Annotated in this window: 23 protein-coding genes and 1 riboswitch; of the genes, 19 read left to right on the forward strand and 4 right to left on the reverse strand. The window is 72.4% G+C overall.

Annotated features, from left to right (window positions below; genetic code table 11):
- Positions 1-45 precede the first annotated feature (45 nt).
- The 5 genes from metK (at position 46) to EDD30_RS30940 (ending at position 6894) form a co-directional block, all read left to right on the forward strand.
- Positions 46-1236, forward strand: coding sequence for a methionine adenosyltransferase (gene metK, locus EDD30_RS30920; protein WP_123678599.1), 1191 nt, complete (start codon positions 46-48; stop codon positions 1234-1236).
- A 250-nt stretch (positions 1237-1486) separates the two neighbouring features.
- Positions 1487-3634, forward strand: coding sequence for a primosomal protein N' (locus EDD30_RS30925; RefSeq protein WP_244945462.1), 2148 nt, complete (start codon positions 1487-1489; stop codon positions 3632-3634).
- Between the two features lie 229 nt (positions 3635-3863).
- Positions 3864-4421, forward strand: a complete 558-nt coding sequence (gene def / locus EDD30_RS30930; RefSeq protein WP_071807052.1) for a peptide deformylase — start codon at positions 3864-3866, stop codon at positions 4419-4421.
- A 2-nt stretch (positions 4422-4423) separates the two neighbouring features.
- Entirely contained in the window at positions 4424-5350 is a 927-nt protein-coding gene (gene fmt / locus EDD30_RS30935; RefSeq protein WP_071807051.1) for a methionyl-tRNA formyltransferase, read from the forward strand.
- Positions 5347-6894 carry an RsmB/NOP family class I SAM-dependent RNA methyltransferase gene (locus tag EDD30_RS30940; protein ID WP_071807050.1) on the forward strand — a complete coding sequence of 516 codons (1548 nt, stop codon included), beginning with the start codon at positions 5347-5349 and terminating at the stop codon, positions 6892-6894. Before fmt ends, EDD30_RS30940 begins: the two co-directional genes overlap by 4 nt.
- Positions 6895-7004: 110 nt before the next feature.
- Here EDD30_RS30940 and EDD30_RS30945 read toward each other — a convergent pair whose 3' ends face one another.
- Positions 7005-7874, reverse strand: coding sequence for a septum formation family protein (locus tag EDD30_RS30945; RefSeq protein ID WP_071807049.1), 870 nt, complete (start codon positions 7872-7874; stop codon positions 7005-7007).
- Between the two features lie 64 nt (positions 7875-7938).
- Here EDD30_RS30945 and rpe point away from each other — a divergent pair, with 64 nt between their 5' ends.
- The 6 genes from rpe (at position 7939) to ribH (ending at position 13415) form a co-directional block, all read left to right on the forward strand.
- On the forward strand, positions 7939-8616 hold the full coding sequence (gene rpe, locus EDD30_RS30950) for a ribulose-phosphate 3-epimerase (RefSeq protein ID WP_071807048.1): 678 nt from the start codon (positions 7939-7941) through the stop codon (positions 8614-8616).
- Complete coding sequence (locus tag EDD30_RS30955; RefSeq protein ID WP_071807047.1) at positions 8613-9632, forward strand: GGDEF domain-containing response regulator; 1020 nt, start codon at positions 8613-8615, stop codon at positions 9630-9632. Before rpe ends, EDD30_RS30955 begins: the two co-directional genes overlap by 4 nt.
- Before the next feature lie 57 nt (positions 9633-9689).
- A riboswitch (FMN riboswitch) is annotated at positions 9690-9870 on the forward strand.
- Between the two features lie 131 nt (positions 9871-10001).
- A complete protein-coding gene (gene ribD / locus EDD30_RS30960) occupies positions 10002-11096 on the forward strand; it encodes a bifunctional diaminohydroxyphosphoribosylaminopyrimidine deaminase/5-amino-6-(5-phosphoribosylamino)uracil reductase RibD (RefSeq protein WP_071807046.1) in 1095 nt (364 codons plus the stop codon).
- Positions 11096-11698, forward strand: coding sequence for a riboflavin synthase (locus EDD30_RS30965; protein WP_071807045.1), 603 nt, complete (start codon positions 11096-11098; stop codon positions 11696-11698). Before ribD ends, EDD30_RS30965 begins: the two co-directional genes overlap by 1 nt.
- On the forward strand, positions 11688-12893 hold the full coding sequence (locus EDD30_RS30970) for a bifunctional 3,4-dihydroxy-2-butanone-4-phosphate synthase/GTP cyclohydrolase II (protein WP_071807044.1): 1206 nt from the start codon (positions 11688-11690) through the stop codon (positions 12891-12893). Before EDD30_RS30965 ends, EDD30_RS30970 begins: the two co-directional genes overlap by 11 nt.
- 45 nt (positions 12894-12938) lie before the next feature.
- The gene (ribH, locus tag EDD30_RS30975) at positions 12939-13415 is read left to right on the forward strand and encodes a 6,7-dimethyl-8-ribityllumazine synthase (protein ID WP_071807043.1); all 477 of its coding nucleotides are present in this window, start codon (positions 12939-12941) and stop codon (positions 13413-13415) included.
- Here ribH and EDD30_RS30980 read toward each other — a convergent pair.
- Genes EDD30_RS30980 through EDD30_RS30990 form a run of 3 tightly spaced genes read right to left on the reverse strand, consistent with a single transcriptional unit; the run spans position 13412 to position 15883 of the window.
- Positions 13412-14152 (reverse strand): amino acid ABC transporter ATP-binding protein, encoded by a 741-nt coding sequence (locus EDD30_RS30980; protein ID WP_071807042.1) that lies wholly within the window; start codon positions 14150-14152, stop codon positions 13412-13414. The genes ribH and EDD30_RS30980 overlap by 4 nt on opposite strands.
- 1 nt (position 14153) lies before the next feature.
- The gene (locus tag EDD30_RS30985) at positions 14154-15020 is read right to left on the reverse strand and encodes an amino acid ABC transporter permease (RefSeq protein WP_071807041.1); all 867 of its coding nucleotides are present in this window, start codon (positions 15018-15020) and stop codon (positions 14154-14156) included.
- Positions 15017-15883 (reverse strand): ABC transporter substrate-binding protein, encoded by an 867-nt coding sequence (locus tag EDD30_RS30990; protein WP_071807040.1) that lies wholly within the window; start codon positions 15881-15883, stop codon positions 15017-15019. The genes EDD30_RS30985 and EDD30_RS30990 overlap by 4 nt, the downstream gene beginning before the upstream one ends.
- A 102-nt stretch (positions 15884-15985) precedes the next feature.
- On the opposite strand from EDD30_RS30990, the gene EDD30_RS30995 reads away from it, so the two are divergent.
- The 8 genes from EDD30_RS30995 (at position 15986) to EDD30_RS31030 (ending at position 21425) form a co-directional block, all read left to right on the forward strand.
- On the forward strand, positions 15986-16249 hold the full coding sequence (locus tag EDD30_RS30995; protein WP_071807039.1) for a phosphoribosyl-ATP diphosphatase: 264 nt from the start codon (positions 15986-15988) through the stop codon (positions 16247-16249).
- Positions 16250-16292: 43 nt separating this feature from the next.
- Positions 16293-17135, forward strand: coding sequence for an ATP phosphoribosyltransferase (gene hisG / locus EDD30_RS31000; RefSeq protein ID WP_071807053.1), 843 nt, complete (start codon positions 16293-16295; stop codon positions 17133-17135).
- A 59-nt stretch (positions 17136-17194) separates the two neighbouring features.
- A complete protein-coding gene (locus tag EDD30_RS31005) occupies positions 17195-17656 on the forward strand; it encodes a PH domain-containing protein (protein ID WP_071807038.1) in 462 nt (153 codons plus the stop codon).
- 308 nt (positions 17657-17964) lie between these two features.
- Positions 17965-18588, forward strand: a complete 624-nt coding sequence (infC, locus tag EDD30_RS31010) for a translation initiation factor IF-3 (protein ID WP_071807037.1) — start codon at positions 17965-17967, stop codon at positions 18586-18588.
- A 96-nt stretch (positions 18589-18684) separates the two neighbouring features.
- The gene (gene rpmI, locus EDD30_RS31015; RefSeq protein WP_071807036.1) at positions 18685-18879 is read left to right on the forward strand and encodes a 50S ribosomal protein L35; all 195 of its coding nucleotides are present in this window, start codon (positions 18685-18687) and stop codon (positions 18877-18879) included.
- 39 nt (positions 18880-18918) lie between these two features.
- The gene (gene rplT / locus EDD30_RS31020) at positions 18919-19311 is read left to right on the forward strand and encodes a 50S ribosomal protein L20 (RefSeq protein WP_071807035.1); all 393 of its coding nucleotides are present in this window, start codon (positions 18919-18921) and stop codon (positions 19309-19311) included.
- Positions 19312-19378: 67 nt separating this feature from the next.
- On the forward strand, positions 19379-20173 hold the full coding sequence (locus EDD30_RS31025; RefSeq protein WP_394328281.1) for a TrmH family RNA methyltransferase: 795 nt from the start codon (positions 19379-19381) through the stop codon (positions 20171-20173).
- 190 nt (positions 20174-20363) lie between these two features.
- On the forward strand, positions 20364-21425 hold the full coding sequence (locus EDD30_RS31030) for a phenylalanine--tRNA ligase subunit alpha (protein WP_071807033.1): 1062 nt from the start codon (positions 20364-20366) through the stop codon (positions 21423-21425).
- Positions 21426-21427 lie beyond the last annotated feature (2 nt).

Consider the following 21427-nt stretch of genomic DNA (forward strand, 5'->3'; position numbering starts at 1 on the left):
CTACACTGCCGCGGAACGAACCTTCGACGAAATCCAAGGAGCACCGTGGCACGCCGCCTGTTCACTTCCGAGTCGGTCACGGAAGGCCACCCGGACAAGATCGCTGATCAGATCAGCGACGGTATTCTCGACGCCCTGCTCTCGCAGGACCCGCGCAGCCGCGTTGCGGTGGAGACCCTGATCACGACCGGTCAGGTGCACGTCGCCGGCGAGGTGACGACCCAGGCGTACGCGGACATTCCCAGCATCGTGCGCGAAACCATCCTCGGCATCGGCTACGACTCGTCGAAGAAGGGTTTCGACGGCGCGTCCTGCGGCGTCAGCGTCTCCATCGGCTCGCAGTCGCCGGACATCGCCCAGGGCGTGGACAGCGCGGTCGAGCTGCGCGAGGGCAACTCCGAGCACGTCCTGGACGCGCAGGGTGCGGGCGATCAGGGCATGATGTTCGGCTTCGCCTGCTCGGAGACGCCGGAGCTGATGCCGTTGCCGATCGCGCTCGCCCACCGCCTGGCGCGGCGCCTGTCGGCCGCCCGCAAGGACGGCACGATCCCCTACCTGCGGCCGGACGGTAAGACCCAGGTCACCATCGAGTACGACGGCCTGCGCCCGGTCCGCCTCGACACGGTCGTCGTGTCGTCGCAGCACGCCGCGGACATCTCGCTCGAGTCGCTGCTGACCCCCGACGTCCGCGAGCACGTCATCGCCCCCGAGCTCGAGGGCCTGGGCCTGGACACCGGTGGCTACCGCCTGCTGGTCAACCCGACCGGCCGGTTCGAGATCGGCGGGCCGATGGGCGACGCCGGCCTGACCGGTCGCAAGATCATCGTGGATACGTACGGTGGCTACGCCCGTCATGGTGGTGGCGCGTTCTCCGGCAAGGATCCGTCCAAGGTGGACCGGTCGGCCGCGTACGCGATGCGGTGGGTGGCCAAGAACGTGGTGGCGGCGGGCCTTGCCGAGCGGTGTGAGACGCAGGTCGCGTACGCGATCGGTAAGGCGCACCCGGTGAGCCTGTTCGTGGAGACGTTCGGCACGGAGAACGTGCCGGTGGAGCGGATCGAGAAGGCCATTCACGAGGTGTTCGACCTGCGCCCGGCCGCGATCATCCGCGATCTGGATCTGCTGCGTCCGATCTACCAGCAGACCGCGGCGTACGGTCACTTCGGCCGTGAGCTTCCGGAACTGCTCTGGGAGAACACGGACCGCGCCCAGGACCTCAAGTCCGCGGCGGCCTGATCCACGCCACCATGCCCGGCGGGCGGTCTGGCACCGCCGGGCCGTCCGGTCGTCGGGCATGCTCGGTCAGGGGATCGAGCCTGTCGGTCCGCGGGAGAGTTCGATCGCATTGACGCAGGAGAAGGGTGTCCCGGCCGAGCCCGGGGCACCCTTTCCGTCTGCCGGGGCGGCCGCGGTTCCGTCTGCCGAGTCGGAGGCTGAGCCCGCGCTGTTCGCCGGGGGTGTCGTACCCCGGCGCCAGAATGGGCGCGTGACGGCGAAGGGCGGAGATCGGGAACCGGCGGCGCTGCTGCCGGTCGCGCGCGTCTGCGTCGACGTGCCGCTGCCCCACCTCGACCGGCCCTTCGACTACCTCGTCGCGGCCGCCGACGACGTCGCCGCGCAGCCCGGCGTGCGGGTGAAGGTGCGGTTCGCGGGCCAGCTCGTCAACGGCTTCCTGCTCGAGCGGGTGGAGTCCAGCTCACACGCCAAACTCGCCTATATCGACAAAGTGGTCTCGGCCGAGCGCGTCCTCGACCCCGAGATCGCCCGCCTCGCTCGCGCGATCGCCGACCGATACTCCGGAAGTCTTCCCGACGTCCTGCGGCTCGCGGTGCCGCCCCGGCACGCCCGCGTCGAGGCCGAGACCACCACCGCCGGCCCTGGGGTCGCTGCGCCTGCGTCCGGTGCGCCTGTGTCCGGCGAGCCGGCGCCTGCCGAGCGCGCCGAACCCGCCGAGCCGGTCGGTCCCGCCGAGCCGGTCGGTCCTGCCGTGCCCGTCGGCCCTGCCGAGCCGGTCGGTCCTGGCGTGTCGGCGGGCCTTGCTACGTCTGCTGGTCCCGCTGCGCTCGTTGGTTCCGCTCCGCCGGCCGGTTCCGGCTGGGGCGCCTATCGCGCGGGTGGTCCGTTCCTTCGGGCGCTGGCCCAGGGGAGCGCGGCGCGGGCGGTGTGGTCCGCGTTGCCCGGTGAGGACTGGCCGGCGCGAATCGCCGAGGCCGCGGCGGCCACGGTGCGGGCGGGGCGGGGTGTGGTCGCCGTCGTGGCGGATGCCCGGGATCTCGACCGGCTCGATCGTGCGCTGACCACCGCGCTCGGTGACGGACGGCATGTGGCGCTCCATGCCGCCGCCGGGCCCTCCGAGCGGTACCGACGGTTTCTGGCGGCGAGCCGCCACCGGGTTCCCGTCGTCGCCGGGACGCGGGCGGCCATGTTCGCGCCCGTCGCCGATCTCGGGCTCGTGGTCATCTGGGACGACGGCGACGACCTGCACGCCGAGCCGCGGGCGCCCTATCCGCACGCCCGGGAGGTGCTGCTCACCCGGGCCCAACTGGCCGGGTGCGCTGCGCTCGTCGGGGGCTTCGCGCGTACGGGCGAAGCGCAGCAGCTCGTGGAAACCGGGTGGGCGAAGGAGATCACGGCCGCCCGGGACGTGCTGCGGGCGCGGTGTCCCGCCATCGCGCCCACGGGTGACGATCCGCAGCTCGCCCGGGACCCCGGTGCGGTGACCGCGCGGCTGCCGAGCCTGGCCTGGCAAACCGCCCGGCAGGCGTTGCAGGCCGGCACGCCGGTGCTCGTCCAGGTGCCCCGGCGAGGCTATCTGCCGTCGGTGGCCTGTGCCGAGTGCCGTACGCCCGCCCGATGCCCGCACTGTTCCGGGCCGCTCGGGCTGGCCGGTGCCCGCTCGGTGCCGGCCTGTCACTGGTGCGGGCGCGCCGCCGCTGCGTACGCGTGCCCCGCCTGCGGTGGCCGCCGCCTGCGCGCCTCGGTGACCGGCGCCCGGCGGACGGCCGAAGAGCTGGGGCGGGCCTTTCCGGGAGTGCCGGTGCGCACCTCCGGGCGCGACGAGATTCTCGACACCGTCCCGGGTGACGCCGCGGTGGTCGTGGCCACGCCGGGCGCCGAGCCGATCGCCGAGGGCGGGTACGGCGCGGTGCTGCTGCTGGACACCTGGGCGCTGCTGACCCGTGCCGACCTGCGCGCGGCGGAGGAGACGATGCGCCGGTGGCTGTCCGCCGCCGCGCTCGCCCGGCCGGGCCCGGCGGGCGGAAGGGTCGTGGTCGTCGCCGATGGGTCGCTCGCCCCGGTGCAGGCCCTGCTGCGGTGGGATCCGGGCTGGTTCGCGGCCCGCGAGCTGGCCGAGCGCCGCGAGCTGCGCTTTCCGCCGGCGGCCCGGTTCGCGAGCCTCACGGGCCGGGCCGAGGCGGTCGCCGAGCTGCTCGCGGCGACCCGCCTGCCCGACGACGCGGAGGTGCTCGGGCCCGTACCGGCCCCCGACGAGCAGGAACGCATGCTGGTGCGCGTCTCCCGCGGCCACGCCGCCGCTCTCGCCCGCGCCCTGCACGAGGGCGCCGCGGTGCGCAGCGCGAAGAAGGCGCCACTACCCGTGCGCGTACAGATCGACCCGGCGGAGCTGTTGTGAGCTGAGCGGCGGTGCGACCCAGCCGCTGCGCGTACATCCGGTCCGGGCCGCCCACCGCCGCGACCGGCGCGCGGCCGGTTGTCGGCGGCTGGTGTCGTCGCGGCCGGTTGTCCACAGCCGGTCTTACCGTGACCGGTTGTCCACAGCCCGGGACGGGCGACTCTGCCGGTCGGGCCGGGCTCCGTAGACTGAGGCTCCCAGTCTTCTCCCGAGTCAGGAGTGGCACCGCGTGACCGTCCAGCCCATCCGTCTCTTCGGCGACCCGGTGCTGCGCACGCAGGCCGACCCGGTCACCGGTTTCGACAAGGAACTGCGCACCCTCGTGAAGGACCTCACCGACACCATGCTCGACGAGGGCGGCGCGGGGCTGGCCGCTCCGCAGCTCGGGGTCGGACTCCGGGTGTTCGCCTTCGACGTCGACGACGTGGTGGGCCACATCGTCAATCCGGTGCTCAGCTTCCCCGACGACGAGGAACAGGACGGCCCCGAGGGCTGCCTGTCCATTCCCGGTGTCTACGTCGACACCAAACGCCGCCAGAATGTGGTCGCGGAGGGCTTCAACCAGCATGGTGACCCGATCCGCCTGGTCGGCACCGGGCTCATGGCCCGCTGTGTGCAGCACGAGACCGATCATCTCGACGGGGTGCTCTTCCTGGACCGCCTCGACGCCGCCGCCCGGAAGGACGCGATGAAGCAGATCCGGTCCGCCGACTGGTATGACGCCGGCAACCCACCCGTGGTCAAGGCGAGCCCGCACGGCCGCGGCATCTTCGGTCTGGGGCGGTGACCATGCGCCTGGTTTTCGCCGGTACGCCGGAGGTCACGCTGCCGTCCCTCGACGCCATCGCGGCGTCCTCGCACGAGCTGGTCGCCGTGGTGACCCGCCCCGACGCCCCTGCCGGGCGGGGCCGGCGGCTGGTCCGCTCGCCCGCCGGTGCCTGGGCCGACGAGCGTGGCATCGAGGTGCTCACCCCGCAGCGGCCGCGGGAGCCCGAGTTCCAGGAGCGCCTGCGCGAGCTCGCTCCCGACTGTGTGCCCGTGGTCGCGTACGGCGCACTGGTGCCGCCTCCCGCCCTGGCCATCCCGCGGCACGGCTGGATCAACCTGCACTTCTCGCTGCTGCCCGCCTGGCGCGGCGCCGCGCCGGTGCAGCACGCCGTCCTGCACGGCGACGAGGTCACCGGCGCGAGCGTGTTCGAGTTGGAGGAGGGCATGGACACCGGCCCGGTGTACGGCACCCTCACCGAGCGGATCCGCGCCACCGACACCTCCGGCGATCTGCTGGGCCGGCTCGCGACCGAGGGCGCGGGACTGCTGATCGCCGTGCTCGACGCGATCGAGGCGGGCACGGCCCGGGCCCATCCGCAGCCCGCGGACGGCGTGAGCATGGCCCCGAAGATCACGGTCGAGGATGCGCGGGTGCGCTGGGACGACCCGGCGTTCGCGGTCGACCGGCGGATCCGCGCCTGCACGCCCGCGCCCGGCGCGTGGACCACCCTGCGTGGCGAGCGGCTCAAGCTCGGCCCGGTGCGCCCGGTCGCGAACGCGGCCGCGCTCAAGCCGGGCGAGCTGCTGGTCGAGCGCACCCAGGTGCTCGCCGGCACGGCCACGACCCCGGTCATCCTCGGCGAGGTCCGGGCCGCCGGCAAGAAGCCCATGTCCGCGAGCGACTGGGCGCGCGGCCTGCGGATCAACCCAGGAGAGCAGCTTCAGTGAGTTCCGAGCACCGCGCCGATCGCCCGGACAACCCGGAGCGTCCCGCCGACCGGCCGAGCGGTTCCGAGCATCGTGCCGACCGGCCGCACAACTCCGGGCGTCCGCGGCGCCCGGGCGGGCCCGGCTACGGCCGGACCCAGGACCGCGACGCCCGCACCGGCCGGGGACCGCGCGGCGGCCGGCCGCCGTCGGATCCGGCACGCCAGGCCGCGTACGAGGCGATCGCCGCCGTGCACCGCGACGATGCGTACGCCAACCTGGTGCTCGGCGACATCCTGCGCGGCATGGGCCTGCACGGGCGGGATGCGGCGTTCGCCACCGAGCTCACGTACGGCACGCTGCGCGCGGTCGGAACCCTCGACCTGATCATCGCGGCGGCGGCCGGGCGGGACGTGGCGCGCATCGACCCGCCGGCCCGGGACGCGCTGCGGCTCGGCGCGTACCAGTTGCTCTTCACCCGGGTCCCCGCGCATGCCGCGGTGAACCAGACCGTCGACCTGGTCCGCTCGGTCGCGCCGGGCGCGGCCGGGTTCGCCAACGCGGTCATGCGCGGCATCTCCGAGACCAGCCTCGACGACTGGCTGGCCCGGGTGGCGCCCGGGTACGACGAGGATCCGGTCGGCCATCTCGCGGTGGTCCACCATCACCCGGAGTGGATCATCCGGGCGTTCTCGGAGGCGCTGGGCGGTGACCTGGACGACACCGCGCGCCTGCTGCTGGAGGACAACCAGCCGCCGACCGTTCATCTTTGCGCCCGGCCGGGCCGGGCCGACGCGATCGAGCTCGCGGACGCGGTCGGCGGGGTGCCGGGCGCGTTCTCGCCGTACGCGGTCTATCTGCACGGCGGCGCGCCGTCGGACATCCCCGAGGTCCGTGACGGTCGGGCACACGTGCAGGACGAGGGTTCCCAGCTAGTCGCCGCCGCCCTGCTCGCCGCGCCGATCGAGGGCAGGGACACCCGCTGGCTCGACCTGTGCGCCGGGCCGGGCGGCAAGGCGGGTCTGCTCGGTTCGATCGCCGCACAGCGCGGCGCAGAGGTGACCGCGGTCGAGGTCGCCGACCATCGGGCCCGGCTGGTCGAGCAGGCCACCGCCGGGCTGCCGGTTACGGTTCTGCCGACCGACGGGCGTACGGTCGGCCGCGATCCCGATCTGCCGGAGGAGTCGTTCGACCGGGTCCTGGTCGACGCGCCGTGCACGGGCCTGGGTTCGCTGCGCCGGCGTCCCGAGTCGCGCTGGCGCCGCCAGCCGGCCGACCTGCCGCCGCTGACCCGGCTGCAGCGCGAGCTGCTGGTGGCGGCGCTGCGGGCGGTTCGTCCGGGCGGGGTGGTGGCCTACGTGACCTGCTCGCCGCACATGGTGGAGACCCAGGTGACGGTGACCGAGGGCTCGCGGCGTAGCGGGGTCGAGGTGGACTTCGTGGACGCGCGCCCACTGCTGCCGCCGGGCATGCCGAAGCTGGGGCCGGGCCCGACGGTGCAGCTCTGGCCGCACCGGCACGGCACGGATGCCATGTTCCTGGCGGTCCTGCGCCGCACAAGCTGATCCCGCCCGCAAGGTGGGTCGGGCAGGGTGGTCCGGCGCGGTGAGGTGGTTCGGGCGAGGTGGTCCTGCGCGGTGAGGTGGTTCGGACGAGCTGGTCCTGCGCGGCAAGATCAGTCGACCGGGAGGGCCGCGGGGCCGGCGTTCTTGAGTGACCGGGTCACCGTGCGTTCGGCGAAGTAGATGAAGCAGCGCACCCGCCGCTCGCCGGCCAGCCACTCCGTGCGGGTCGGATTGTAGGAGATCCAGCCGCTGCGGTACTGCATGTCCGAGTCGTCGGGCACCCCCGCGAACCGGGCGATCACGCTCCGGCAGGCCGCCGCGCTGCGGGTGGTGCCGGCCCGCAACTCCGCGTACGAGATGTCCGGGGCCCGCCACAGGCCGGCGAACTCGGCGCGGTGCTTGCCGGTGCACGGCACCGGGCGCATCTCGGTCACCGTCTGGCCGTCGACGACCGGGTCGAAGCAGCCCAGGCGCAGCGGGGACGGCCCGGCCAGCTCGCCCTCGAGGCTGCCGCGGCGGCCGCTCTGGCCGTACCCGTCGAGGTCGGACTGGGTGACGTCGCAGCGGAACCAGCGCGCCCCGCCGGACCAGGCGCGCCGGGTCGGCCAGACCACGTGCACCGCGATGCCGGCGGTGCGCCAGTCGCCGCGGAGGAAGTCCTCCGCCTGCGTCGCGCACTCCCGGTAGGCCGCCCTCGCGCCCGCGGTGCCCGGCGCGGGTGGCACGTCGGTGCTGGGCGGGGTGCCGACGTGGAAGGTCTCGCTGACGTGGACCTCGTCGCATCCCGTGGGCCGGTCGTCGCCCGGTCCGGCGGTCGACGCCAGCGTCTCGTGGCAGGCGCCCGCCGCCGGACGGTACGGCGCCGGCGCCGGCGGCGGGGCCCAGTCGTCGGTGAGGTCCGCGTCCACGAGGCCCCGGGGCGCGCCGGTGCATCCGGCGGCGAGCATCACCGCCGTCAGCGCCATGGCGAACCGCCGCATGCCGTCCTCCCGGAGAACACCATGAGTATCCCGGCCCGGCGGACGAAGGCCATACACTTCAGCGGTGGAGTCATCCCCGATCATCGCCCCCAGCATCCTGGCCGCCGACTTCGCGCATCTCGCGGACGCCGTGCACGACATCGAGGGTGCCGCCGACTGGGTGCACGTCGACGTCATGGACAACCATTTCGTTCCCAACCTGACCATCGGCCTGCCGGTCGTGCAGAGCCTGCGCAAGGCGACGACGATCCCGTTCGACGTGCACCTCATGATCGCCGACCCGGAGCGCTGGGCGCCCGGGTACGCCGAGGCCGGCGCCTACAACGTGACCTTCCATGCCGAGGCCTGCGAGGACCCGGTGGCGCTGGCGAAGAGGCTGCGCGCGGCCGGCGCGAAGGCGGGGCTCGCCATCGACCGGGACACTCCCGTCGAGCCGTACCTGGAGCTGCTGCCCTACGTGGACACGGTGCTCATCATGACGATCAAGGCCGGCTTCGGCGGCCAGAAGTTCCTGCCCGAGATGCTCGACAAGGTCCGCGACGTGCGCCGCCGCATCACCGCCAAGAACCTGGAGGTCCGCCTGGAGGTCGACGGCGGCATCGCGGCCGACACGATCGAGCAGGCCGCCGAGGCCGGCGCCGACGCGTTCGTCGCGGGCACGGCCGTCTACGGTGCCGAGGACCCGGCCGAGGCGGTCCGCAAGCTACGGGCGCTCGCCGCGCGCACCGCCGTACGAGCATGAACACCGGCGTCGCGCGCCCGCCCGGGGACGGACCCGGCTCGGAGCCGGAGGCCCGGCCCGACCTCGTCATGGTCGTCGACGACGACGATGACATCGCCGGCTTCGTGGCCTTCAACCTCGAGGTGCACGGCTTCGAGGTGATGCGGGCCCGCGACGGCCAGGAGGCGCTCGAGCTGATGGAGACCCGCCGCCCCGACCTGGCGGTGATCGACTGGATGATGCCGCGGATGGACGGGGTCGAGCTGACCCGCCGGCTGCGCGCCGAGCCGCTCACCTCCGCCCTGCCGGTGATCATGCTGACCGCCAAGGCCATGACCGTGGACAAGGTCGTCGGCCTCACCGCAGGCGTCGACGACTACCTGGTCAAGCCGTTCGACACCGCGGAGCTGATCGCCCGCGTCTCCTCGACGTTGCGGCGCACCAAGGAGTTCCGCGAGGTGTCGCCGCTGACCGGCCTGCCCGGCAACGCGCGGGTGACCCGCGAGATCGCCGAACGGATGAAGGCCGGCGGGGATTTCTCCGTCGGCTACGTCGACATCGACCGCTTCAAACCGGTCAACGACGTGTACGGCTTCGACCGCGGTGACGAGTTCATCACGGCCCTGGCGCGGAGCCTGCACCGCGCCGCGACCGCCGCCGGGCGCCCTCCGGTGTTCCTCGGCCACATCGGCGGCGACGACTTCGTCTTCATCTGCCATCCCGACCAGGTGTTGCCGCTGACCAAGCACATGGTCACCGACTTCGAGGCCTCCGCCGACCAGCTCTACGACCCCGTGGACGCCCGCCGGGGCTATGTCGAGGTGCCGGACCGCCGGGGCGGCAAGCAGCGGGCCGCGCTGGTCACCCTCTCCATCGGGGTCGCCCAGTCCACGGTCGGTGGGCGCCCCTATCCCGATCATCGTGCGGTGGTCGCGGTCGCCTCCGAGATGAAGAAGGTCGCCAAGAGCCAGCCCGGCTCGTACGTCGCCATCGACCGCCGCCGCAGCGACTCCGAGAACATCGACGACCCGATGTGACAGGAATCGCCCTGTGGCATTCCGGCGAACCCGTGCAAGACTGATCGGTAACCCACCACGCGCTGGCGGGACTCGGTGAAATTCCGAACCGGCGGTGATCCTCCCTTTGCGGGGAGGTAAGCCCGCGACCCGGACGTCGCTCTTCGGCGGACGGTGGACCTGGTGAGAATCCGGGGCCGACGGTTGATCGACCGGCACACGCCGATCGGTCAGACAGTCCGGATGGGAGACAGCGCGCGGAGCAGGACCGGGGCTCGTCGCGGCGTGCCCGGCCCGGGGTGGCGCGAAGCGTCCCCTGATGTCCTGTTCCCGGCGTTTTCTCCCCTTCCCTCGGCGCGTGACCGTACCGCGTCAGGGAAAGGCACTGAGATGGTCACCGAGCACGAGGCGATGGGCCGCGCGATCGCGCTTGCCGCCCGTGGCCTCGGCACGACGAGTCCCAATCCGGTCGTCGGCTGCCTGCTGCTCGACCCGGACGGCGAGGTCGTCGGGGAGGGCTTCCACGTCTACGCGGGCGGGCCGCACGCCGAGATCGTGGCGCTCGCCCAGGCCGGCAAGCGTGCCCGGGGCGGCACCGCGGTCGTCACCCTCGAGCCCTGCAACCACACCGGGCGCACCGGGCCGTGCGCCCAGGCGCTCATCGCCGCCGGCATCCGGCGGGTGGTCATCGCCGTCGACGACCCCACGCCGGTCGCGACCGGTGGCGCGGAGACGCTGCGCGCCGCCGGGATCGAGATCGAGACGGGGATGCGCCGCGAGGAGGCGGAGGCCGGCAACGTCGCCTGGCTGACCGCCGTCCGCCGCGGCCGCCCGTTCGTGACGTGGAAGTTCGCGGCGACCCTCGACGGGCGTTCGGCGGCGGCCGACGGCACCAGCATGTGGATCACCTCCGAGCCGGCCCGCGCCGACGTGCACCGCCTGCGCGCCACGGTGGACGCGATCATCGTCGGCGTGGGCACCGTGCTCGCCGACGATCCCCAGCTCACCGTCCGGTATCTGCGCGACGGCAGCCTCGCGATCAAGCAGCCGCTGCGGGTGGTCGCCGACTCCGCCGGGCGTACCCCCGCGAAGGCCCGCGTGCGCGACGCCGCCGCCGAGAGCTGGATCGCGACGGCGGCCGCGGTCGGCGCCGGCCCGGACGGCCGCCTCGACCTCTCTGCCCTGCTGACCGAGCTGTACGCCCGCGGCATCCGCGCGGCGCTCCTGGAGGGCGGCCCGACGCTGGCCGGCGCGTTCCTCGCCGCCGGGCTGGTCGACCGGGTCGTCGGGTACGTCGCGCCGAAGCTGTTGGGCACCGGCCGGGCCGCCCTGGTGGACGCCGGCATCGGCACGATCGCCGAGGCGATCGACCTGGACCTCACCGACGTCGCGCAGGTCGGCGCCGACCTGCGCTTCACCGCCACGCTGCGGCAGAAGCCGTCCGACAACTCTGCTCGCCCGGAAACCGGAATGAAGGAGCTTTGATGTTCACGGGAATCGTCGAGGAACTCGGTGAGGTCGTGCACCTCACCGACGCGGGGGGTGACTCGGCCGTGCTCGCGGTACGCGGGCCCGTCGTCACGTCGGACGCACGGCACGGCGACTCGATCGCGGTCAACGGGGTCTGTCTCACGGTCCTGGACAACGTCGACGGCGTCTTCACCGCCGACGTCATGGGTGAGACGCTGCGGCGCTCCTCGCTGGGGGCGTTGCATGCCGGCAGCGCGGTCAACCTGGAGCGGGCGGCCACCGTGGGCAGCCGGCTCGGCGGCCATCTCGTGCAGGGCCACGTCGACGGCGTCGCCACGATCATCGCCCGGGAGCCCGCCGACCAGTGGGAGGTGCTGCGCTTCTCCCTGCCGCCGGAGCTGTCCCGGTACGTGGTGGAGAAGGGTTCGATCACCGTCGACGGGGTCTCGCTGACCGTCATGGCGGTGACCACCGACACGTTCAGCGTGGGTCTGATCCCGACCACGCTCAAGCTCACCGTCCTGGGGTCCAAGGACGTCGGCGACCCGGTCAACCTCGAGGTCGACGTCATCGCGAAGTATGTCGAGAAGATGCTGGGGGGACGTCATGCTGGATGACATCGAGAGGGCCGTCGCCGACATCGCGGCCGGTCGGCCGGTCATCGTCGTGGACGACGAGGACCGGGAGAACGAGGGCGACCTGATCTTCGCCGCCGAGCACGCCACGCCCGAGCTGCTCGCGTTCATGGTGCGCTACACCTCGGGGTACATCTGCGTGCCGCTGACCGAGGAGGAGGCCGACCGCCTCGACCTGCCGCCGATGTTCCACACCAACCAGGACCGGCGCGGCACGGCGTACACGGTGACCGTCGACGCCCGCGAGGGCGTGAGCACCGGCATCTCGGCCGCCGACCGGGCGCACACGATCCGGCTGCTGGCGGGCGCCGACACCCAGCCGACCGACCTGTCGCGTCCCGGCCACGTGGTGCCGCTGCGGGCGAAGCCCGGCGGGGTGCTGCGCCGGCCCGGGCACACCGAGGCGGCGATCGACCTGGCGGTGCTCGCGGGACTGCGTCCGGCCGGCGTGCTCTGCGAGATGGTCAACGACGACGGCACCATGATGCGCCTGCCCGACCTCGAGAAGTTCGCCGTCGAGCACGACCTGGCGCTGATCAGCATCGCCGACCTGATCGCGTACCGGCGGCGGCACGAGCAGCAGGTGGAGCGGGTCGTGGAGACCCGGCTCCCGACCGAGCACGGCGACTTCACCGCGGTGGGCTACCGCGCCGGCGTCGACGGCGCCGAGCACGTTGCGCTGGTGTACGGCGACCTCGGCGCCGGCGACGACGTCCTGGTGCGTGTGCACTCGGAATGCCTCACCGGCGACGTCTTCGGCTCGGTGCGCTGCGACTGCGGGCCCCAGCTCGACGCCGCCCTGGAGCGGGTGGCGCAGGCCGGGCGCGGTGTCGTGCTCTACATGCGCGGGCACGAGGGCCGGGGGATCGGGCTGCTGCACAAGCTGCAGGCGTACCAGTTGCAGGACCGTGGCCTGGACACCGTGGACGCGAACCTGGAGCTGGGCCTGCCGGCCGACGCCCGTGACTATGGCACCGGCGCGCAGATCCTCTACGACCTGGGCGTGCGTTCGATGCGGCTGCTCACCAACAATCCGGCGAAGCGGGCCGGGCTGGAGGGGTACGGCCTGACGATCACCGGCCGCGAGGCGTTGCCCGTACGCCTGCACCCGGAGAACGTCCGGTACCTGCGGACCAAACGGGACCGCATGGGGCACCTGTTCGAGGCGTTGGGCTGATAAGCGCCCTCGGGGCGTGGAAGCATTCATCTGAAAGGGGGCAACATGGCCGGTTTCGGTGACCCGCACCTGGAGACCGTCGACGGCGCCGGGCTCAAGCTCGGCATCGTCGGCTCGCGCTGGCATGCGGACCTGGTCGACCACATGGTCGAGCGGGCGCAGGAGGCGGCGAAGGCGTGCGGCGTGGACGACGTGGTCGTGACCCGGGTGGCGGGCTCGGTGGAGTTGCCGGTGGTCGCGCAGGCCTTGGCGAAGAAGTGCGACGCGGTCGTGGCGCTCGGCGTGGTCATCCGGGGGGAGACGGCCCACTTCGACTACGTCTGCGACGCCGTGACCGCCGGGCTGACCCGGGTGTCCCTGGACGAGCGCACCCCGGTGGCGCACGGCGTGCTGACCGTGGAGAGCCTGGGCCAGGCCAAGGACCGGGCCGGGCTGGAGGACTCGATCGAGGACAAGGGCTGGCAGAGCACCGTCGCCGTGCTCGACGCCGTCCTCGCGATCCGCGGCGTCGAGAAGGCCTAGAGCCTTCCCGCCTCGATGATGCGGGCCAGGAACTGCCGGGTCCGCGCCTCGACCGGGTCGCCGAGCACCTGCTCCGGCGGCCCGGCCTCGAGCACCCGGCCACCGTCGAGGAAGACGACCCGGTCGGCGACCTGCCGGGCGAAACCCATCTCGTGGGTGGCCAGCACCATGGTCATGCCCTCGTCCTTGAGCCCGCGGATCATCGTGAGCACCTCGCCGACGAGCTCCGGGTCGAGCGCCGAGGTGACCTCGTCGAGCAGTAGCAGTCGTGGGCCGTTGACCAGGGCCCGGACGATGGCGACGCGCTGCTGCTGGCCGCCGGAGAGCCGGTCCGGGTAGCTGTCGGCCTTGCCGGCGAGCCCCACGCGGTCCAGCCATTGCATGGCCTGGTCCTTGATCTCCGCGGCCGCGCGCCCGTGCACCTTGTCCGGCGCGAGCGTGATGTTGCGCAGCACGGTCATGTGCGGGAACAGGTTGTAGGACTGGAACACCATGCCGATGCGGCGGCGGACCAGGTCCGGGTTCACCCGCGGGTCGGTGATGTCCTCCCCGTCAAGCCGGATGACGCCGTCGTCGACCTCGGTCAGTAGGTTGACGCAGCGCAGCAGGGTGGACTTGCCCGAGCCGGAGGCGCCGATCAGCGCCACCACCTGGTGCTCGTCCACCTCCAGCGACAGGTCGTCGAGGACCACGGAGGGCCCGAAGGTCTTGCGCAGATTCTCGCAGGACAGCAGCATCTCAGGACCCCGCGGACTGGCGGCGGGCCGCGCGCAGCGTGACCCAGTCGGTCACGCCGATGAGCGGCAGGGCGAGCAGAACGAAGAGCACCCCGGCCACGATGTACGGGGTGAAGTTGGCATCCTGCGCGGTGGCGATCTGGGCCGCGCGCACGGCGTCGATCGGACCGGCCAGCGACACCAGGCCCACGTCCTTCTGCAGCGCCACGGTGTCGTTGAGCAGCGGCGGGGCGACTCGGCGTACCGCCTGGGGCAGTACCACGTGGCGCATCGTCTGCCGGTAGGTCAGCCCCAGCGACCGCGCGGCGGCGAGCTGGCTGGGGTGCACCGACTCGATGCCGGCCCGGAACACCTCGGCCAGGTACGCCCCGTACGTGATCACCAGCGCCGTCCCGCCGAGCACCAGCACGCTCGGCATCCCCTGGAGGCGCAGTCCCGGCACGCCGAGGGTGCACACGTACAGCACGATGATCAGCGGGAGGCCGCGGAACGCGTACGTGTATCCGGTGGCCAGCGCCCGTACCGGGAAGAAGACCGGGCCGCGCAGCGTGCGCAGCACCGCGACCAGCAGGCCGAGCGCCAGCGCGGCGGCCGCGCAGACGGCCAGCAGCCGGATGTTGAGCCACAGCCCGGCGAGCACGTCGGGCAGATATTTCTTCGCGACCTGCCAGTCGAAGAACGACGCCTTCACCCGCTCCCAGCCCGGCGCGCCGGTGACCGCGAGGGCCAGCGCGCCGCCCACGACCGCCGTGGACAGCGCGGCGAGCAGCACCGAGCGGATCGTCTGCCGCCTGCGGTAGGCGATCCGCCCGCGCCGGATGTCGCTGGGCCCCGTACGTGCGCCGGTCCGGTGGAGCTCGGCGGTCACGACAGCTCGGGTGCCCCGGCGGAGCCGGCCAGCCAGGTCTTCTCCAGCGTGGCGAGGGTGCCGTCCTGGCGGAGCTGGTCCACCGCCTTGCTGACGCACGGGGTCAGCTTCGAGCCCAGATCCAGCACCAGGCCGAACTGCTCGGGCACGCCCACCTGCGGCAACTGCCCCACGATGACCCCGCCCTCGAGTTCGGCGCCGGTCATGTAGAAGGCGGTCGGCAGGTCCACGACGATGCCGTCGACCTGCTTGTTCTCCAGGGCCTTCTTGGCGTCGTCGTTGTTGTTGAAGACCTGCGGCTTCGCGGTCGGCTTGAGCACGTCGGTGATCGCCTTGTAGCTGGTCGTGCCGACCTGGGCGCCCAGCGTGGCGTCCTTGAGCTCGGCGATCGTCTTCGCTCCGGCGATCTTCGAGCCCTTGATCGTGATCACGGTCTGCCGTACGAGGTAGTACGGCGACGAGAAGTCGACCGCCTTCTTGCGCTCCGGCGTGATCGAGAACTGGTTGATGTCGAAGTCGAAGGCCTTGGGTCCGGGCGCGATCGCGTTGTTGAACGTCACCTGCGTCCAGACCACGTTCTCCGCGGGATAGCCCAGCCGCTTGGCGACCTCGTAGGCCACCGCCGACTCGAAGCCCTTGCCGTTGCCGGGCGTGTTCTCGCTGAACCAGGGCTCGTACGCCGGGATGTCGGTGCCGATCGTCAGCTTGCCCGGCGTCCGGGTGCCGAGCGCTCCGCTCGTGCAGTCGGTGGCGGTCGCCGCGCCGCCGTTCGGCGAGGGGGCCTCGTCCGCCGGCGCGCACGCGGCCAGGGCGAGGAGCACGGCGGCGCCGGTCAGCGCCGCGACGGTGTTTCTGCTGACCATGTGCCGCAGGCTAACCCTGGCGGCGTCCGGCGGGCCAACCCGAATCCCAAGGGTTGGGGGCGTCCGCCGCCCGGGGCGCATGAGCTGCCACAATCGGCTCCCGTGAAGACGTTCGAAGAGTTGTTCGCCGAGCTGCAGACGAAGGCGGCGGAACGGCCCGCGGGTTCGGGCACTGTCGCGGCGCTGGACGCCGGCGTGCACTTCATCGGGAAGAAGGTCGTCGAGGAGGCCGCCGAGTCCTGGATGGCCGCCGAGCACGAGGGGCCGCAGCGGGCCGCCGAGGAGATCTCGCAGCTCCTCTACCAGGCGCAGGTCCTCATGATCGCCACCGGTCTCGAGCTCAAGGACGTCTATCGACATCTCTGACGTGCCCTCCGCCCGCATCGTCTCGATCGAAGGAGCACGTCCGATGCTGCGCATCGCCGTACCGAACAAAGGAACCCTGTCCGCCCCGGCCGCACAGATGCTGCGCGACGCCGGTTACCGCCAGCGTACCGACGGCAAGGACCTCGTCTGCCGGGACGAGGACAATGCCGTCGAGTTCTTCTACCTGCGTCCCCGCGACATCGCCACGTACGTCGGCTCCGGCGACCTGGATCTCGGCATCACCGGCCGGGACCTGCTGGTCGACTCGGGCGTGCCGGCCCGGGAAGTGCTGGACCTCGGCTTCGGCGGGGCCACGTTCCGCTGGGCCGCCCCGGCCGGCTCGCTGGCCTCGGCGGCCGACATCGGCGGCCGGCGCATCGCCACCGCCTATCCCGGCGTGGTCGAGCGTTACCTGGACGAGCACGACCTCAAGGCCGACGTCGTCCGCCTCGACGGTGCGGTGGAGAACGCCGTGCGCCTGGGCGTGGCCGACCTCATCGCCGATGTGGTGGAGACCGGCACCACGCTGCGCCAGGCCGGGCTGGTTACCGTCGGCGAGCCGCTGCTGCGCTCGTCGGCGATCCTGATCGGCCGGCACGAGGTGACCGAGCCCCGGGCCGCGCAGCTCGTCCGGCGCCTGCAGGGCGTGCTGGTGGCCCGCAGCTACGTGATGCTCGCCTACGACGTCCGGGCCGACCTGCTGGAGAACGCCACCGCGCTGACGCCCGGCATCGAGTCGCCGACGATCTCCCCGCTGCACCGCGAGGGGTGGGTCGCCGTCCAGGCCATGGTCCGCCGGGTGGACGTGCACCGGATCATGGACGAGCTGTACGAGCTGGGCGCCCGCGCCATCCTGGTCACCGACATCGCCAACTGCCGGCTGTGAGAGGCCGTTTCGCCGGGCGGGGGGACCTGCCCGGCGGGACGGGCCGCCGCAGTGGCAGAGTGGTGCACGTGAGTACTCCCACGCATGAGGCGGTCGCGTTCCGGCCGCGTCGCATCCGCTGGGTGGCCGGCGTCTCCGCCGCCGCGGTGGTGATCCTCTTCACCGTGCTCAGCTTCGGGCTGCACGGCTCGACCGGCAGCGGCCTCGGGCAGTTCGCGCGTGGTGACCAGAGCGCGATGATCGGCCTCGGTGTGCTCGCCGCCCTGGGCATCCTGGCCTTCACCCGCCCCCGGGTACGCGCGGACGCCGACCACGTGCAGATCCGCAACGTCGTCGGCAACTTCGATCTGCCCTGGTCGGCGGTGCGCGCGGTGCGCTTCGACCGCAACTCGGCCTGGGCGATGCTGGAGCTGCACGACGACGAGACGGTGCCGGTGCACGCGCTCCAGGCGGCCGACAAGGAGTACGCCGTCGAAGGGGTCCGGACGCTGCGGGCCCTTCATTCGGCCGCTTCCTCGTGAGCTGGTAGACTTCCTCGCAGTCGACCACGCCCGCGTCTCGCGGGCGCGAAAGAGGAGCCCGCTGGTTCCCACCCGAATCGCTCTCGCGGCGGTCGGGTCCGGTCAACCGATTCCGGGAGGTTCCGGGGTGGGTGTGCGTCCTCATGGGCGCCGATGACCGGTCGAGCGGGCCCCGGCATGTGCCGGGGCCTTCTGCTTTCCCGTCGCCCGTGATTCCGGGGGTGGCGCGAGGCCGACCGACATTGGCAGGGCTTTCCGCGGCATGGCCGGGGACGGCCCACAACATGACATCGTTCTGAGGAGGCCCCATCAGCGTCGAACCACGCGTTAACGAACAGATCCGGGCACGAGAGGTCCGACTGGTCGGCCCCGAGGGTGAGCAGGTGGGCATCGTCCCGCTCGAGCGCGCCCTGCAGTTGGCCGCGGACGTCGACCTGGATCTGGTCGAGGTCGCGCCGATGGCACGTCCGCCGGTGTGCAAGCTCATGGACTTCGGCAAGTTCAAGTACGAGAGTGCACTCAAGGCGCGCGAAGCCCGGCGCAACCAGCAACAGACCGTCATCAAGGAGATGAAGCTCCGTCCGAAGATCGACCCGCACGACTACGAGACCAAGAAGGGTCACGTGGTGCGGTTCCTCAAGGCGGGCGACAAGGTCAAGGTGACGATCATGTTCCGCGGTCGCGAGCAGAGCCGCCCCGAGCTGGGTTTCCGGCTCCTGCGCCGGCTCAGCGAGGAGATCTCGGAACTGGGCTTCGTCGAGGCCAGTCCCAAGCAGGACGGCCGCAACATGATCATGGTGCTGGCTCCCCACCGGGCGACCAAGGCCGCCGCCGCGGCGACCATCGCGGCCAACGCCCGCCCGCCCCGGGAACCGCGCGAGGGCGATGGTGCCGAGGCGCCGGCCGCACCCGCGGACACCACCGCCGAATGAGGTTTTCCCTCGGTTTTCCGCCGCGGGCAAGCTCAGAGTAGCTACGAAAATCCCCGCCGGTCCCCGGCCGGCGGGGCAGAGAGAGTAGGCGTTCAAGTGCCGAAGATGAAGAGCCACACCGGCATGGGCAAGCGGGTGAAGGTCACCGGCAAGGGCAAGATCGTCCGTGAGCAGGCCGGCAAGCGCCACCTGCTCGAGGGCAAGTCCTCCCACGTCACGCGCCGGATGACCGGTACGGTCGTCGTGGCCAAGGCTGACACCAAGCGAGTCAAGAAGCTGCTGGGCCGCTGACGCGCGCGCCACACCCGTTCCCCTGTTAGGAGTACCGAAATGGCACGCGTCAAGCGGGCAGTGAACGCCCAGAAGAAGCGTCGCACGTTGCTGGAGACCGCCAGCGGATACCGCGGTCAGCGCTCACGGCTGTACCGCAAGGCCAAGGAGCAGATGCTGCACTCGATGCAGTACTCGTACCGCGACCGCCGTGACCGCAAGGGCGACTTCCGTCAGCTCTGGATCACGCGCATCAACGCGGGCGCCCGGGCCAACGGCCTGACCTACAACCGCCTCATCCAGGGCCTGAAGCTGGCCGGCGTCGAGGTGGACCGCAAGATCCTGGCCGACATGGCCGTCAACGACGCCGCCTCGTTCGCGGCGATCGTGGAGATCGCTCGCGCCGCCGTCGCGGCCGAGGGCACGGGCGGCGCCGCCGCCCAGGCCGCCTGAGCACATCCTCTCGGGGCGTCTTCCGGTTCGTCCGGGAGGCGCCCCGATGCTGTACCCCGGAGGAAGCGTGACCTTCACCCCCCGTACGCCCCGGGTCGTCACGGCCCGGCGCCTGCAGCGCCGCCGCGACCGCGACCAGACCGGCCGCTTCCTCGCGGAAGGGCCGCAGGCGGTGCGGGCCGCCCTGGCCGCGGGGGTCGTCCTCGAGCTGTTCGGTACGGACGCCGCCCTGGCCCGCCACGGTGACCTGGCGGCGCAGGCGCCCGTGGTGTCCCCGGTGACCGACGAGGGGCTGGCCGCCCTGGCCGAGACCGTGCAGCCGCAGGGCCTCGTCGCCGTCTGCGAGCAGGTCGACGTGCCTCTGGCCGAGGCGCTGGCCAAGCAACCCCGGCTGGTGGCGGTCGTCGCGGAGATCCGCGACCCGGGCAACGCGGGTACGGTGCTGCGCACGGCCGACGCCGCCGGAGCCGGTGCGGTGGTGTTCGCGGGCGATGCCGTGGACCCGTACAACGGCAAATGTGTGCGGTCCTCCGCGGGCAGTCTGTTCCACGTGGACGTGGTGCGGGCGCCGCTGACGGTCGCCGGCGAACTGCGCGCCGCCGGGCTTCAGGTGCTGGGCACCACCGGCTACGGCGACGCCGATCTGGACGGGCTGCTCGACGACGGGTCGCTCGCCCGGCCGACCGCCTGGCTGTTCGGTTCTGAGGCCCACGGTCTGCCCGACGACGTGCTCAAGGCCGCGGACAAGCGGGTCCGCGTACCGATCTACGGCGGGGCGGAGAGCCTTAACCTGGCTGCCGCCGCGGCGGTCTGCTTGTATGCTTCGGCGAGAGCGCAGCGCTCCCCGAGGAGTCAGTCATGAGTCAGATGTTTAGCCGGCCCGCTGGTCGCGGGCGCGTGCTCTGACTCGAGTTTGCCGAGAAGCGGCTTCGCCGCACTGCGAGCAACAAGAGACTGGATAGCGCGAACTTCCCAGACCGGCGGGCTGCGGCGCCGCCGCGCCTCCGTACACTGCCCGATGGCTCATCCGGTGTGAGGGAGTTCGCCCGACCATGTCCTACCGCAACGATCCATACGATCCCAAGCAGGCCGCCCTGCTCGCCCCCGAGGCCCTGGAGGCCGCGGTCGCCGACGCCCGGCAGGCGTTCGCCGCGGCGGGCGACCTCGACGCGCTCGGCGCGCTGAAGCCGGCGCATCTCGGCGACCGTTCGCCCGTGTCGCTGGCGCGCCGCGAGATCGGTTCCCTGCCGCCCGCGGCCAAGTCCGACGCCGGCAAGCGCGTCAACGTGGCCCGGCAGGCCGTCCAGGCCGCGTACGACGCCCGCCAGACCGAGCTGGAGCGCGAGCGCGCCGCCCGCGTGCTGGTCGAGGAGCGCGTCGACGTCACCCTGCCGTGGGACCGGCGCCCGCGCGGCGCCCGGCACCCGCTGACCACGCTCGCGGAGCACATGACCGACCTCTTCGCGGGCATGGGCTACGACGTCGTCGACGGCCCCGAGCTCGAGCTGGAGTGGGCCAACTTCGACGCGCTCAACATCGGGCCCGACCACCCGGCGCGCGGGCTCATGGACACGTTCTACGTGGACCTGCCCGGCCTGGTCATGCGCACGCACACCTCGCCCGGCCAGGTGCGCACCATGCTGACGCGCCAGCCGCCGATCTACGTGGTCTGCCCCGGCCGGGTCTACCGCACCGACGACCTCGACGCCACCCACAGCCCGGTGTTCCACCAGCTCGAGGGGCTCGTGGTGGACGAGGGCATCACCATGGCCCACCTCAAGGGCACGCTGGACCACTTCGCCCGGGCGATGTTCGGCCCGGACGCGCGCACCCGCTGGCGTCCGCACTACTTCCCCTTCACCGAGCCGTCCGCCGAGTTCGACGTGTGGTTCGCCGGGCACCGCGACGGCGCGCGCTGGGTCGAGTGGGGCGGCTGCGGCATGGTCAACCCGCGGGTCCTGACCGCGTGCGGCATCGACCCGGAGCGCTACTCCGGCTTCGCGTTCGGCATCGGCGTCGAGCGCACGCTGATGTTCCGCAACGGCGTGAGCGACATGCACGACATGGTGGAGGGTGACGTCCGGTTCACCCGCAACTTCGGTATGGCGGTCTGATC

This window comes from Couchioplanes caeruleus (assembly GCF_003751945.1).
Classification (GTDB): Bacteria; Actinomycetota; Actinomycetes; order Mycobacteriales; family Micromonosporaceae; genus Actinoplanes; species Actinoplanes caeruleus.